The 14,813-nt window shown below is 68.9% G+C and carries 11 protein-coding genes; 8 read left to right on the top strand and 3 right to left on the bottom strand.

The genetic code is table 11. The annotated features are described in order from the left end of the window. Positions 1-36: 36 nt before the first annotated feature. From ABT313_RS15220 to ABT313_RS15200, 5 genes are read left to right on the top strand one after another with little or no spacing between them, the layout of a single operon-like run. Positions 37-789, top strand: a complete 753-nt coding sequence (locus tag ABT313_RS15220; RefSeq protein WP_350852955.1) for an N-acetyltransferase — start codon at positions 37-39, stop codon at positions 787-789. Between the two features lie 45 nt (positions 790-834). Then, a complete protein-coding gene (locus tag ABT313_RS15215) occupies positions 835-3,117 on the top strand; it encodes a glycosyltransferase family 2 protein (protein WP_350852952.1) in 2,283 nt (760 codons plus the stop codon). Continuing rightward, positions 3,117-3,941, top strand: a complete 825-nt coding sequence (locus tag ABT313_RS15210) for a DNA replication complex GINS family protein (RefSeq protein WP_350852949.1) — start codon at positions 3,117-3,119, stop codon at positions 3,939-3,941. Before ABT313_RS15215 ends, ABT313_RS15210 begins: the two co-directional genes overlap by 1 nt. After that, entirely contained in the window at positions 3,934-5,802 is a 1,869-nt protein-coding gene (locus tag ABT313_RS15205) for a hypothetical protein (RefSeq protein ID WP_350852946.1), read from the top strand. Before ABT313_RS15210 ends, ABT313_RS15205 begins: the two co-directional genes overlap by 8 nt. Further along, complete coding sequence (locus tag ABT313_RS15200; protein ID WP_350852943.1) at positions 5,799-7,946, top strand: glycosyltransferase family 2 protein; 2,148 nt, start codon at positions 5,799-5,801, stop codon at positions 7,944-7,946. Before ABT313_RS15205 ends, ABT313_RS15200 begins: the two co-directional genes overlap by 4 nt. Here ABT313_RS15200 and ABT313_RS15195 read toward each other — a convergent pair. Further along, on the bottom strand, positions 7,943-9,334 hold the full coding sequence (locus tag ABT313_RS15195) for a class I SAM-dependent methyltransferase (RefSeq protein WP_350852940.1): 1,392 nt from the start codon (positions 9,332-9,334) through the stop codon (positions 7,943-7,945). The genes ABT313_RS15200 and ABT313_RS15195 overlap by 4 nt on opposite strands. Positions 9,335-9,495: 161 nt before the next feature. Between ABT313_RS15195 and ABT313_RS15190 the strand changes: the two genes are divergently transcribed. Beyond that, positions 9,496-10,248 (top strand): hypothetical protein, encoded by a 753-nt coding sequence (locus ABT313_RS15190; protein WP_350852938.1) that lies wholly within the window; start codon positions 9,496-9,498, stop codon positions 10,246-10,248. On the opposite strand, the gene pseI is transcribed toward ABT313_RS15190, so the two are convergent. Together pseI and ABT313_RS15180 are read right to left on the bottom strand one after the other, a co-directional pair. Continuing rightward, a complete protein-coding gene (gene pseI, locus ABT313_RS15185; RefSeq protein WP_350852935.1) occupies positions 10,245-11,297 on the bottom strand; it encodes a pseudaminic acid synthase in 1,053 nt (350 codons plus the stop codon). The genes ABT313_RS15190 and pseI overlap by 4 nt on opposite strands. Next, the gene (locus ABT313_RS15180; RefSeq protein WP_350852933.1) at positions 11,297-11,803 is read right to left on the bottom strand and encodes a GNAT family N-acetyltransferase; all 507 of its coding nucleotides are present in this window, start codon (positions 11,801-11,803) and stop codon (positions 11,297-11,299) included. The genes pseI and ABT313_RS15180 overlap by 1 nt, the downstream gene beginning before the upstream one ends. 84 nt (positions 11,804-11,887) lie before the next feature. On the opposite strand from ABT313_RS15180, the gene ABT313_RS15175 reads away from it, so the two are divergent. Then, positions 11,888-13,465, top strand: coding sequence for a glycoside hydrolase family 10-like protein (locus tag ABT313_RS15175; protein WP_350852931.1), 1,578 nt, complete (start codon positions 11,888-11,890; stop codon positions 13,463-13,465). A gap of 71 nt (positions 13,466-13,536) precedes the next feature. Continuing rightward, positions 13,537-14,811 (top strand): ATP-binding protein, encoded by a 1,275-nt coding sequence (locus ABT313_RS15170; protein ID WP_350852928.1) that lies wholly within the window; start codon positions 13,537-13,539, stop codon positions 14,809-14,811. The last annotated feature ends 2 nt before the right edge of the window (positions 14,812-14,813 follow it).

The following is a 14,813-nucleotide window of genomic DNA, read 5'->3' as shown; positions in this document are numbered from 1 at the left end:
TCCGAGGTCACCGCCATGCCCTAAGCTCGACGCCCTATGAGTTGGTACGACGCTCTCGAGGCCGGCGAACTGACCGTCCGGCCGTCCGTTGACGCGGCGAAGCGGTTCGGGGTCTCGATCGACCGGATGTCCGTCTCCGCCTCCGCCGGTACGCCGCTGGCCGAGGTGCTGGGCGCCGTCGAGCGGTCGACCGCGGACGTGATCGTGCTGCGCTACCCGGCCCGCGAGACCACCTGGTTCGCCGCGCTGGCCGGCGGACCGCGCCAGGCGCTGCTGGCCGACACCGTCGTCTACTGGTCGCTGCCGACCGGCAAGGGCCGGCGCCCCGCGCCGCTGGCCGGCTTCAGCACCCAACTCGAGCCCACTGCCGACGCCGATCTGGTCGATGACCTGGTCGCGGACGTCTTCGGCGACTCCGGCAACCACTACTGCTCCAACCCGATCTTCGACCGGACCCTCGCGCTGGCCGGCCGGCAGGACTGGGCGCGGCGGCGCATCGCCGACGCGGGCGCCGTCGTACTGCGCGGTCCGGACCGGCGGGTGCTCGCGCTGGCAGCCATCGACCAGCAGCGCTCCTGGACCGAGATCCAGCTGGCCGGCGTCGTACCGGCCGAGCAGGGCCGCGGACGGTACGGCCACCTGCTGGCCGCGATCGAGGACGCGTGCACCACCCGTCGGCTGGTCGTCTCGACGCAGGGCCACCAGACCGGTATCCAGCGGATCTGGGCGCGTTACGGGTTCGAACCGGTGCATAACCTCCTGACGGTCCACCTCGTTGCCGCTACGTAGTCCCCTGGGGGCCCGCGTACCGCTGTCGAGGGAGGAAACACCGGAGTGACGCCGCGGCTGAGCGTGGTGGTGCCCTTCTACGGCGTCGGCGACTACCTCGGAGACTGCCTGGAATCGATTGCCCGGCAGGCCTGGAGCGACTTCGAGGCGATCCTCGTCGACGACGGCTCGCCGGACGACAGCGCTGTCGTCGCCAAGGAGTTCTGCGACCGGGACCCGAGGTTCCGGCTGATCCAGCAGGACAACGCCGGCCCCGGCCCTGCCCGCGACCGAGGTATCAGCGAGGCGACCGGCGAGTACCTGGCGTTCGTCGACGGCGACGACCTGGTCTCGCGGTACGGCTTCGCCGCGCTGGTCCGGACCCTGGACCGAACCGGTTCAGACTTCGCCGGCGGCAACGCCAGGCGGTTCAACAACAGCTTCGGGGTCCGGCCGTCCTGGCTGCACAAGCAACCGTTCGCGCGGGTCCGGCATGCGACGCACGTGACCGAGTTCCCCGACCTGGTCCTGGACCGGATGCTCTGGAACAAGGTCTACCGCCGCTCGTTCTGGACCGAGTACGGCTACACGTTCCCCCCGATCCGGTACGAGGACTATCCGGTCGCGCTCAAGGCGCACCTGGACGCAGTCACCGTCGACACCATCACGCAGGCCGTCTACTACTGGCGCGAGCGCGAGTCGGGCGAGTCGATCACCCAGCAGAAGTTCCAGCTCGGCAACATCCGCGACCGGGTCACCTCGGCCGGCATGGTGATCGACCTGGTCGAGGACGCGGTCCCGGTGGTCCGCCGGCGCACCCATGCGCACCTGGCGCAGATCGACGTACTAACGCTGATGTCCGCGTTCGGGACCGTGCCGGCCGAGGAGGAGCAGCACCTGGTCGACCTGTCCCGGGAGCTGCTCGACCGGATCGACAGCGACGTACTGGCTGCCACTCATAGGTATGACCGGATCCAGCACGCTGCGCTCCGGGCCGGCGATGTCGAGCTGCTCCGCCGGCTCGCGGTCTTCCGCAACTCCGGCGGGCTTCGCGGCGGCGCCCGGGCCGTTCCACGCGCCAAACGTTCGCGGCAGCTCGACTACAACTACCCGGGCCAGGGCGAGACGGTCGTACCGCGCAGGTTGTACGGGCTGCGCGAGCAGGACCTGACCCTCGCGACGAGCGTGCGCGAGGTCGTCTGGGTCGACGGCAAGCTGTCGGTCAGAGGCACCGCCGAGATCCGCCACCTGGAGACGAACCGCTCGTCGAACCTGCAGATCGCGCTGGTCGTCGACGACAACTCACATCCCCTCGAGGTACGCCGGTACGCCGCGCTGGACCTGCACGGGGACAAGTCGCTGGTCGGATTCGAAGTACTGCTGGATCCTGAACTGCTCGCCCGCTGCACGGGGGCGCCCGCGCACTTCGAGGTGCGGATGCGATCGGGGCGGCGGGACCGGAAGGGCATGCTCGGCGGCCAAGGACCGGGGAGCCCTGGCTGGGCGCCGGGTGCGTGGATCGACGAGACGAACTGGATCCAGCCGGGTCCGGGCAAGTACGGCTGGTTCTCGCTGCGGCGGCTCACGGACCCGTGCCGGTTGACCGCGGTCGAGCAGACCGCGGACGAGCTCGTGCTGCACGGGCGGGCGTCGTTCGACGAGCCGGAGCTGCACCTCAGCCGGCCGGTCGTCGGCGGCGAGGAAGAGATCCCGCTGGAGGTCGACGGGCGTGACTTCACCGCCCGGCTGCCGATTCGAGACATCCTCGCGGCGGCGAACCACGACGATCCCTTCGGTCAGCGGACGACGCGGTCGTTCCGGGTCCACGGTCCGGACCGGCAGCAGCGTGTACTGCTGTGGACTGCCGGTGACTCGGCCGTCTCGCGGGTTGTCGACGACAGGGTCGTCACGCTGACCCGGTCGACCGGCGGGTACGTGAACCTGCACGAGTCGCCGATCCGGACGACCGCGGCCCATGCTGTTGCTGAGGGCAATCAGTTGGTCGTGCGCGGATCCGAGGGCTGTGACGTCACCTTCAGCTGGCGGCGGTACCTGGCCGAGTCCGACGACCACCTGGACGTCGCATGCCGTCGTACCGTGTCCGCCGACGGGTGGTCGGCCGCGGTCGGCGTCGACTCGTTGATCCCGGTGACGGCGGTGAAGCTGTCGGTCGACCCGCTCGCGGCGCTGGCCGACTGGATCCTGTTCGCAACCTCCCCCGACGGTGCGGCCCACGCCGTACAGTGCGAGCCCTTCCTGTGCAGCCGGTTGCCGTTGGCAATTACTCACGGGATGCACGCGCTCGCAGTCCGACCCCATGCCGGCACTCTGCATGTCGAGGTGCGCTGATGCATCACCACAACCACTACTACGGTCAGACGCACATCCTGTCGCGGTACGCCGGATTCGACTTCGACCATCCGCCGCGGCTGCGGGGATACCTGCAGCACGGCTGGAACATCGGCTGCGGCTGGAACCCGGTGCACGAGTTCTACGACGGCGCCTGGCGGTTCACCTGGAGCGATGCGCCGCGTCGTCGCGGGCACGCGCTCGGCCGGCGGAACTACCACAGCATCGGTGCGCCGTTCCTGTACCTGATGGAGCTCGAGCCCGAGCCGGAGGAGCCGGTCGAGCGTGAGGGCACGCTGTGGTTCCTCTTCCACGGGTGGGAAGGCGGCAAGATCCACGGCGACCACCGGCGGCTGATCGACGAGATCAGCGAGACCGAGCCCGGGCCGGTGACGTTCAGCCTGTACTACACGGAGTACGACCGGCCCGAGGTGCGCGGGTTCTACGAGGACGCCGGGTTCCGCGTGGTGTCGTTCGGGCGGCGCGGGTTCTCGTACGAGGGGACCGATCGGCGCTTCCTGTTCAAGCAGCTCGCCGAACTGCGCAAGCACAAGCGGGTCGCGGCCAACCGGCTGTCGACCGCGATCTTCTACGGCATCGCGGCCGGCTGCGAACCGGCGGTGTACGGCGACCCGATGGAGATGGAAGGCGAGAACCCGCTGTTCGGCGGGCAGAGCCGGATCGAGCGCCTGTGGCCGGAGATGCTCGGCAAGACCATCGACCTCGAGGCCGCGCGCGCAACCACCGACCTAGAGCTAGGGAAGCCCTGGATGATGCCGGCCGCCGAACTGCGGAGCCTGTTCGATTGGAGAGAGCGTGTCTGAGGTTCAGGTGGTCCTGGGTGAGATGCAGCCGTGGACCGATCACACGACGCCGCGGCCGGCGCTTGCTGCGTTGCTGACCGATGTCGTACCGGCCAACCGCCGGACGCTGATCCTCGGGCCGCACGCGCCGCAGCAGATCGAGTCCGTGCTGGCGCACTCCGCCGACGTGACGATCCTGGTCCGCTCTGTCGCCGATGCACAGCAGCTCGGCGAGGACTTCGGCCCGTGCCTGCAGGTGATCGCGGGCGCGCTGGACGGGCTGGAGGGTCAGCCGTACGACGTGATCATCGCGACCGACGGCTTGGACCGGGTGCTGGGCTACGACAGCGCCGACCTGTCGTGGACGGAGCGGCTCGCGGCGTTGTCCCGGCTTGCGGCGCCGGACGCGGTCGTCGTACTCGCGCTGGAGAACGAGTTCTCGCTGCTGAACCTCCTGGACAGCCGACCCGCGCACGAACGCCACGGCGACGACGAGTGGCGTCCGCTCCACGACGACCCCACACGCCCGGTCTCTGTCGACCAGCTGAAGGCTGCGCTCCCGTGGCGAGCCGAGGTGTACGCCGACTTCGGGTCGCGCACGTTCATCCGCGCCGACGTCGCCGCAAGCGCCCGCCCCGGCGAGCTGCCGACTCGGTTGGCGGTCGGTGCGCTCGAGTCCATCGACGCACCGCTCCTGTCACCGCCCAACGAAGGCGTCGACACCGCCGCCCGAGCCGGCCTGCTGGCCTCGGTCCCGACCGGCTGGCTGACCGTCTGCGGCGCTCAGCCCTCCCACGACATCTACACCCAAACCGCCCAAGCAGTCCTCACCGCCGACGAAGACCTCACCGGCTGGTCCACCACCAGCACCATCGGCCCTGCCACCTCGCCCGAGCCCTCGTCAGCCTCCGCGCCGTCCGCGCCGTCCGCGCCGTCCGCGCCGTCCGCGCCGTCCGCGCCGTCCGCGCCGTCCGCGCCGTCCGCGCCGTCAGCGCCGTCCGCGCCGTCCGCGCCGTCAGCGCCGGTGAGCGAGGCACCCGCGTCGGCCGGTTCGGCACCTGCCAGCTCCGGCATGCCGGACTGCGTCCGCGGGAGTCTGCTCTTCTTCGACCCGTCCGTGGTCCCCACCACGGTCCCCGCAGGTGTCTCGGTCGAGACAGTGTTGTTCCGGCTCGCCGCCGCCGAGGACGTCCCCGCCTTCCGCAAGCTCGCCGCCGACCTCGGCGAGTGGGTGACGGAATCGCGCGTGATCGTCCGCTGGGACGACCTCGTCTTCGACGGCGAATCTTTCGCCCACGGCGTCTCCCCGTGGGTGGCCCAGGAAGCTGTGGACAAGGCCGACCTGCTGGCGGCAGCCTGGGTGCGGTTCCAGGATCGGCTGACACGACAGCACCGCCGGCATCCGTGGCCGCCGTGGATGGTGGGCGACGACCTGGTGTCCGCGTGGCTCGGGATGTCCGGGATCGAGCCGCCCGAACAGCTCCAGGCGACCTCACCCGACACCGCCCCGGCGACCGCCCAACAAGTTGCTCGCGGCAAGGAGTTGGCGGCCGCGCTGGACGTCGTACTCGAAACCCGCAAGGACACCATCGACGTACGCACGGCTCTGGCGGCAGCCGAGGCGACCAAGCAGGAGCTGTTCGAGCTCAAGGGCCACGTATACGGGCTCGAGCGCACGCTCGGCTTCCGCAACAAGGCGATGAAGACGCGCGAGAACCGCATCCGCGAACTCCGCGGCCAGCTGCAGCGGCTCACCAGCGCCCACGAGCGCATCCGCGGTTCCCGCACGTACGCCGTCTCGCGGGTGATCTTCCACGCCGCGCAGGTCCGCAAGCCCAAGACCGTGGCCCGCAAGCTCGCCCGCCGGATCCGCAAGCGATGAGCCGTCCGCGCCTGTCGGTGGTGGTGCCGTTCTACAACGTCGGCGCGTACATCGGGGACTGCCTGGACTCGATCGCGCGCCAGACCTGGGGCGATTTCGAGGCGATCCTGGTCGACGACGGTTCGCCGGACGACAGCGCCGTCGTCGCGAAGGAGATGTGCGCCCGCGACGGACGGTTCCGGATCGTCCAGCAGGACAACGCCGGGCTCGGTCCGGCGCGCAACACCGGGGTGGAGCACGCGACGGGGGAGTACATCACGTTCGTCGACAGCGACGACCTGGTGACCCGGCACGGGTTCGGCCTGCTGATCAAGGCCCTCGACCGGACCGGTTCGGACTTCGCCGGCGGCAACGCGCGACGGTTCAACAACAGCTACGGCGTACGGCCGTCGTGGCTGCACGGCCAAACGTTCACCGAGGACCGGTTCGCGACGCACATCTCCGAGACGCCGCAGCTCGTCCTCGATCGGATGGTGTGGAACAAGGTCTACCGGCGCTCGTTCTGGGACGAGTACGGCTACCGCTTCCCCGCGATCCGGTACGAGGACTACCCGGTCACGATCAAGGCGCACCTGGACGCAATCACCGTCGACACGATCGCGGCGCCGGTGTACTTCTGGCGCGAGCGCGAGTCAGGTGACTCGATCACGCAGCAGAAGTTCCAGCTCGCGAACATCCGCGACCGCGTCGCCTCGGCGGGGCTCGTACTGGACGAGATCGAGGACGCGCTGCCGGAGATCCGTCATCGGGTGCACGCGCACTTCCGCCAGATCGACCTGCACTCGGTCTTCTCCGCGTTCGGCACCGTGCCCCCGGAGGAAGAGCAGCACCTCGTCGAGCTGACGAGCGAACTCCTCGGCCGGCTGGACGACGCCGTACTCGACACTGCGCCGCGGCTCGCTCAGTTGCAGTTCGACGCTCTCCGCGCGGGCGACGTGGAGGTGCTGCGCCTGATCGCCCTCGACCCGGACGCCGCGCAGGAACACCTGCCACTCGCCAAGACCGACTTCACGCTCGCGACGAGCATCCGCGAGGTGACCTGGATCGACGGCGAGCTGTCGGTGCGGGGTACCGCAGAGATCCGCCACCTGCAGTCCAAGCCGTCAAACCTCCGGATCGGTCTGGTCATCGCGGGCCGGAACTATCGACTTCCGGTACGGCGGTTGCCCGCGACCGACCTGCGCGGCGAGGAGAGCCTCGTCGGGTTCGAGGTCCGCGTCAGCCGGGAACTGCTCGCCAAATGCCCGGCGGGTCCGTCCCACTTCGACGTACGGATGCGGGTCGGCGGGATCCGTCGCCGGGACATGCTGCGCGGTCAGAAGGCGGGCAGTCCAGGGTGGCCGCCGGGGATGTGGATCGACGGGACCAGCTGGATCCAGCCAGGCCCAGGCAAGGAAGGCGCCTTCGCCGTACGGCGGTTGGCGGATCCGTGCCGGCTGACGTCCGTCGAGCAGACGCCCGATGCGCTCGTGCTGCACGGCCGGTCCGCGTTCGACGAGCCGTCGCTGTTCGTCAGCCGGCCGTTGTCGGGCGGCGAGGAGCAGCTGCCGCTCGAGGTTCACGGCCGCGACTTCACCGCGCGGCTGCCGATCTTGCCGATGCTCGAGGAGATCAACCCCGACGATCCGTTCAGCCAGCGGACGACGCGGGCGTTCCGGATGCGCGGGCCGGAAGGTCGCGAGCAGGTGCTGCTGTGGACCGCGGGCGACCGATTGGTTTCACACGCCGAGGGCGGTCGCGTGGTGATGCTGACGCGGTCGACCGGCGGCTATGTGAACCTGCACGAGTCCCCGATCCGGATGACCGCGACCGCTGCGGTTGCTGCTGGCAACATGTTGGTTGTGCGCGGCCCCGATTGGGGTGACGTCGACTTCAGCTGGCGACGGTACCTGCCCGATTCCGACGACCACGTGGACGTCGCGTGCCGTCGTACCGTGTCCGACGACGGCTGGGCTGCCGTGGTCGAGATGGCGGCGCTGGAGCCGGCCGACTGGATCCTCTTCGCGACCGCGCCGGACGGTACGTCGCATGCCGTGCAATGCGAGCCGTTCCTGTCCAGCCGGTTGCCGCTCCTGATCACCCGCGGGCGGCACGTGGTCGCCCTACGGCCACTCGCCGGCACCCTGCATCTCGAGGTGAGCTAGCGCCTCGCGACCAGCAGTTGGTGGGTGACCGGCCAGTCGACCGGGTCGCCGTCGGGGGTGGTGATCGAGGCGACCGGGGCGATGCGGTTTTCGATCACCCAGTCGTTGCGCCAGGCCGTCGAGGCCGGGTCGATGGTGAAGCCGGCGCGTTCGGCGACCGCGGACCAGCCGGCGAAGTCCAGGCCGCAGAACTGTTCGTGCGTCTCACTCAGCCAGTTGTCGACGTAGTCCTTGCGGGTCAGGAAGTCCATCGCATCGGCCAGCCGGAGCGTGATGCCGTCGCCGGCTACCTCGAACGCGAACGCGACCTTCGCGTTGCGCCGGAAGTCGTGCGCGAACTGGAAGAACCGTGCGCGGGTCGAGAGCTTGGCGACGTACGCCGCTGGGTCGTTCAGCGCTTCGAGCTCGGTGACATCTCGTGGGTTCTCGCCGTCGCTGTCGTCCAGCCGCAGTACGACGGGGCGGGCGGGCTCGTCGGGGCCGCAGACATCGGAGTTGATCCAGACGCCCTGCGGCGCGGTGTGCGCGAAGAGTGCGTCGGCGAAGCGCTGGACGGTGTCGGGGCGCGAGCCGTCGGCGTACGACCAGATCTCGTGGGTGAGGGCGAGCGTCAACGTGGTGTCGATCGACCGCGGCGGGAAGACGGCCGAGCCGAGCATGTTGCGTTGGTAGAAATAGACGTTCGGGTTGGTGAAGAGGCCCTGCTCTTTCTTGTGCACGCATTCGGCGTACAAATGCCGGGCGACCTCGACGCCGATCAGGTCCGACTCGTGAAAACGCGGGTCCGCGTCGACGAGTTGCAGGGTCGCGCCGGTCGCGCAGCCGATGTCGAGAATGCGTCCGGGGCGGACGAAGTCCTTTATCTGCTGCCATTTCCGGTCCGCGGCGGTTTCGAACGCGTCGGCGTACGTCTTGTAGTCGCGGGTCGTGGTGAGACCGCCGTCGTCGCCGACCACCGGGTCGTTCACGCACCGCGCGACGTGCGCGTCCAGCGCATATCGCTCGAACACGTCCACAGTCGCCGGATGCGCGAGCTCCTTCCACTGCTCGTTGCCCGCAGCAATCATCAGCAGGACGTCCCACGGGTGTGCGACACCGTCAGGCTCGACCCCGATGACGCTGAACCCGAGCCGCTCGTACAACTTGGCGACCGCGGGCGTCGAACACGCCACGAGTGTGTTCGACGGCGTCAACCGGACGAGATCATCCGTCCCGGCCTCGATCGCCTTCACCGTCACTTCAGCGAACTCGTCCGTCGGCGGTGTGTCGACAACGCCCACCACCAACGACCGGATCCCGGTCGCGACACTGAACCGCTCGATCGCCGCCTCCCGCCGATCGAACCCCACCGGATTCCGCTTCGTCGTCCGATGGTTGGCCGACGTCACCGCCCACACCACGGTCCGCCCCACGAACCGCTGCAGAAACTCCCCCTGAAACCGAGTCAAAACATGATGCCGCCCCGGAAACAACAAGTACTCGGTCACACCAAACCCTTCCCCGCTACCATTCCTCGACACCACATAATCCCAGGAGAAGGGGCCTCGGCATGCCGCGCCTGACCCGCTGGTCGCTCGCAGCCGTATGCCTGCTCACGGTGGCCGGCTGCAGTACGCCGGAGTCGCGCCCCGCGCCTTCACCGTCGGCCGCCGTCGCCACGCCCACACCGGCAGCTTCGGCCCCGCCGTCGTACCGCTACACCGCCTTCCAGTTGGCGGCTGTGCCGTCACTGCAGTTCGGGCGGTATCGGCTCGTGTGGAACACGGATTTCCTGCCGCCGAACCGGACGTTCACGCCGCGACCGGATCCGCTCGCCGGACGGTCGGTCGAGCCGGAGGCTTGCCGATCGGTGATCCGCACCGGTGGGCTCACCGTTCCGTACGGGGACTTCGTGCCGTCGGATGCTCCGGGGGCCTCGACGCAGCTCGAGCTGGGACCGTGGGTCGGGGACCTCGAGCCGTACGTGCAGGTGCGGATCATTGAGCTCGTCGGTGCGTCCGCGGACCGGTACATCGACCAGTACACGCGGACGCCCGCCGAGTGCGCTGACATCCGGATCGACGGCACCGGCCACGCGTCGGTGGTCGATCAGTCGCTGCCGGGATTCGGCGAGAGATCCCGCTACCTGCGCCGCAGCTTCCCGATCGCGCACGGGCGGTGGACCGAGCGGATCCTGTACTACCGCACGCCGACCTACCTGGTGGAGCTCCGGCTGACCGGGCCGACCGGTACCGAGGCGGCGTTCCTCGCACTGGCGCGGGAGGCTCGTGATCGTATTGCGGCTGGTTTGAAGGCGGGTTAGAGCAGGTCCCACGTCAGCGGTGTGCCGGCCTTGACTGATGTGCGGAAGGGGCGGCCGTTGACCTGTTGGAAGAGGTCGGGGGCGAGGCCGCCGGCGGGGCGGATGGAGCGAACGTTCTCGGAGGTGATGGGGTCGCCGGCTCGGACGTCGCGGGTGACGTAGAGGGAGCGGCGGAAGCGGAGGACGTTCTCTTCGGCCTGTTTGGGGCCGATGACCGGTTTGCCCAGGGAGAGTTGGGCGACGCGGGTGCTCTCGACGAGCAGCTCCAGCTCCCACGGCTCGAGCGAGAACGCGGAGTCGACGCCGCCGTCGACCCGCTTCAGCGTCACGTGCTTCTCGATCACCGTCGCGCCGAGCGCCACCGCGGCCACGGCTGCTCCGATACCCATCGTGTGGTCCGACAGGCCGACCTGGACGTCGAGTGCGTCGCGCAGGACCGGGATGCCGCGCAGGTTCGACTGCTCGGGCGGGGCGGGGTAGCTCGCCGTACACGACAGGACGATGATCTGCTCGTTGCCGGTCGATCGCGCGGCCCGGACCGCGGCGTCGATGTCGGTCAGCGTCGCGGAGCCGGTGGAGATGATGATCGGCTTCCCGGTCTCCGCCATCCCGCGGACCAGCGGCAGGTCACCGATCTCGTTCGACGCGACCTTGTACGCCGGCACGTTCAGCTTCTCGAGGAAGTCGATCGCGGTCTGGTCGAACGCCGACGAGAACGCGACGAGCCCGAGCGAGGCCGCCAGCTCGAAGATCGGCTCGTGCCAGGCCCACGGGGTGTGCGCCTCCTCGTACAGGTCGTACAGCCGCGCCTCGCTCCACAGCTCGTGTTCGGCCGGCAGCCGGAACGCGGGCAGGTCGAGGTCGAGCGTCATCGTGTCCGCGGTGTACGTCTGCAGCTTCAGCGCCTGTGCGCCGGACTCCGCGACCGCCCGCACGATGTCCAACGCGCGCGAGAGGTCGCCGTTGTGGTTCCCGGACATCTCCGCGATCACGAACGGCTGGTGATCCGGCCCGACCGGCACGCCGCCGATCTCGATGGTGGTGCGCATCATTTCCCCTGGGGTCTGCGGTCCTGCTTGCGCAGGCTGATGGGTATCACGGTGAGCTCGCGGCCGTCGGCGTACCGGACCTCCGGCGTACCTTCGACGAACCGGAAGCGGCGGTTCATCTGCCGGACCACCGCGTTGTGCTCGAGCACCTCGCCGGTGAGTACGTCGAGACCGAGCTCGTCGAACGCGTACGCCGTCGCCTCGCGCATCACCTCGATCCACGCCGGCAGCGTCTCCCCGCGCTCGGCGAGCCCGTCGGCGTCGAGGAAGAACCCCCACGCGCCGGACGCGCCTTCGAGGTCGAAGAAGTTCACGACGCCGGCCGTCGCGCCGTCGCGTTGGTAGATCAGGACGCGCCGGCTGGGATCCGTCGACGTCTTCGCCCACCACGCAGCGTGTTCGTCGGCCGAGATCTCGTGCGAGGTGATGCTGACGTCGCGATTCGGCTGCTGGTTTCGCAACCGCCGGATGGTGTCGACATCGGCGTTCGTAGCGGTCCGCAGCATGTACCTAACCTAGCGTCTTCTCTTCAGGTGCCCGGATGTGTAAACATCTTTCGACTTCAGCTTGAACGACGGTCGGAGAGTGACATGAGAGTCTGGCGAGCCATGGGTGTCTTGGGCGTGACGGCGGGGCTGTTGCTGAGCGGGCTGACCGGTACGGCGTCGGCCGCGCAGGCGCCCACGGACCAGCAGAAGTGCGCGCCCAGCGCGACCACTCCACTGCGGCAGTTCCGGGCGAGCTGGATCTCGTCGGTGGTGAACATCGACTGGCCGTCGAAGACCGGTCTCAGCGCCGCACAGCAGCAGGCCGAACTGATCGGCTGGCTCGACGACGCCGTACGCCAGCACCACAACGCGGTCGTCCTGCAGGTCCGCCCGACCGCGGACGCGTTCTGGCCGTCGAAGGTGGAGCCCTGGTCGCAGTACCTGACCGGGACGCAGGGCGGCGACCCCGGCTACGACCCCCTGGCGTTCGCGGTCGCCGAGGCGCACAAGCGGAACCTCGAGCTGCACGCGTGGTTCAACCCGTACCGGCTGTCGATGGGCACGGACATCAACGCGCTCATCCCGACGCACCCGGCGCGGCTGCACCCGGACTGGGTTGTCACGTACGGCGGGAAGCTCTACTACAACCCCGGCATCCCGGCCGCTCGCAAGCTGGTCGAGGACGCGATCATGGACGCCGTCTCGCGGTACGACATCGACGGCGTGCACTTCGACGACTACTTCTACCCGTACCCGGTGGCCGGCCAGACCTTCGACGACGCGGCGACGTTCGCGCAGTACGCCGACGGCTACACGGATCTGCAGGCCTGGCGGCGGCACAACATCGACCTGCTGATCAGCGAGCTGAGCCAGAAGATGCACGCGATCAAGCCGTGGATAAAGTTCGGCATCTCCCCGTTCGCGGTCTGGCGGAACAAGGCGACCGACCCGGAGGGCACCGACACGACGGCCGGCGTGCAGACGTACGACGACCTCGCTGCGGACACCCGCAAGTGGGTCCGCGAGGAGTGGATCGACTACATCGTCCCGCAGGTGTACTGGGCCGGCGGGTTCGCACCGGCCGACTACAACAAGATCGTCCCGTGGTGGGCCGACCAGGTCCGCGGTACGCACGTCCACCTCTACATCGGCGAGGCGACGTACAAGGTCGGTACGTCGACCCAGTCGCCGGACTGGTCGGACCCTGCCGAGCTGAGTGACCACATGGCGTTCGACAGCGCGATCCCTGAGGTGAAGGGCAACATCTTCTTCTCCGCCAAGGACGTCCGCGCCGACCGGCTCGGTGCGACCACGCTCCTCAACAACACCTGGTACACCAGGCCGGCGCTGATCCCCGCGATGCCCGCCCTCGACTCCCGCCCGCCGCTGCCCGCCCACGCGGTCCACGCCTCGCGCACTGCAACCGGCGTACAACTCAAGTGGTCCCGCACGTCGAACGACACCACGTCCTACGCGATCTACCGCCGCGAACTCCTGGGCAACGACCACTGCCCCGACAACGACGCCCGCAACCTACTTACGACCGTCCGCTCCACCGGCCCCACCCAGTCCTACCTAGACCCAACCGCCACCCCAGGCAAGGCCTACCTCTACACCATCACCGCCCTGGACCGCCTGTCTAACCAGAGCCCCGCAATCCCCGCAGTCTCCCTCCGCTGAAATCTGCGAACGGTAGTGCTGGAGCCCTGCTAACGGTAGGGTCCAATTGCTGCTAACGGTAGTCTAGTGGCATGGATGCGTACCTGGAGCGGATTGTCGACGCGGAGCTGGACGAGTTGCTCGCCGGTCTGCCGGCTGTCACGCTCGATGGCCCGAAGGGCGTCGGGAAGACGGCGACGGCGGTCCGGCGGGCGCAGACGGTGTATGCGCTCGACGATCCGGCTCGGCGGCTTCTGCTGGAGGCTGATCCAGATCGTCTGGATCGGGCAAAGCCGCCGGTTCTGGTCGACGAATGGCAGCTTCATCCACCTGTGTGGGACCAGGTCCGGCGTAGCGTCGACCGCGACGCGACGCCGGGCCGCTTCCTTCTGACCGGCAGCGCAAGCCCGGTCGACGCGCCGACCCACTCCGGAGCCGGCCGGATCGTCCGTCTGCGGATGCGTCCGATGTCGTTGTTCGAGCGCGGTATCGAGTCGCCGACCGTCAGCATCCGGGGTCTGCTGACCGGCGCCAAGGATCCTGTCAGCGGTACGACGGATGTCCAACTACCGCAGTACACCGAGGAGATCGTCCGGTCCGGCTTCCCCGGCATCAGACCGCTGACCGATCGGCCCCGGCGCGCACAGCTCGCCGGCTACCTCGATCGGATCGTGGAGCGGGACTTCCCCGAGCAAGGACATCTGGTCCGGCGCCCCGCCACCCTGCGGGCGTGGTTGGCCGCGTACGCCGCCGCGACCGCGACCACCGCGTCGTACAACGCGATCCTCGACGCCGCGACCGCGGGTGACAGCGACAAGCCGGCCAAGACCACCACGATGGTGTACCGCGATGTCTTGAGTCAGCTGTGGCTGCTCGAGCCCGTCGAGGCCTGGCTGCCGACCCGAAACCGCCTCAGTCGGCTGGCGTCGTCGCCGAAGCACCATCTGGCCGACCCGGCGCTGGCGGCGGCCCTCCTCGGAGTCGGAGTGGATGCGCTGCTGGACGACGAGCTGAAGGGACACCCGCGGATCCGCGACGGTGTCCTGCTCGGCCAGCTCTTCGAGTCGCTGGTAACTCTTGACGTGCGCGTGTACGCGCAGGCGGCCGAAGCGGTCGTTCGGCATCTGCGAACCAGGAACGGCGATCACGAGGTGGATCTCATCGTCGAGCGCGCCGACCACCGGGTGCTGGCGATCGAGGTCAAGCTGGCGCCGTTCGTGACCGACGATGACGTCAAACACCTGCGCTGGTTGAGATCCGAGATTGGTGCGGATCTGTTGGACGCGATGGTGATCTGCACCGGAAGCGAGGCCTATCGGCGGCAGGACGGGATCCTCGTCGTTCCGGCCGCGCTGCTCGGACCTTAAGC

The sequence above is a fragment of the Kribbella sp. NPDC000426 genome (assembly GCF_040300265.1).
Taxonomy (GTDB): domain Bacteria; phylum Actinomycetota; class Actinomycetes; order Propionibacteriales; family Kribbellaceae; genus Kribbella.
The sequence above is the reverse complement of the archived record's forward strand: the minus strand, read 5'-3'. Positions and strand labels throughout refer to the sequence as shown.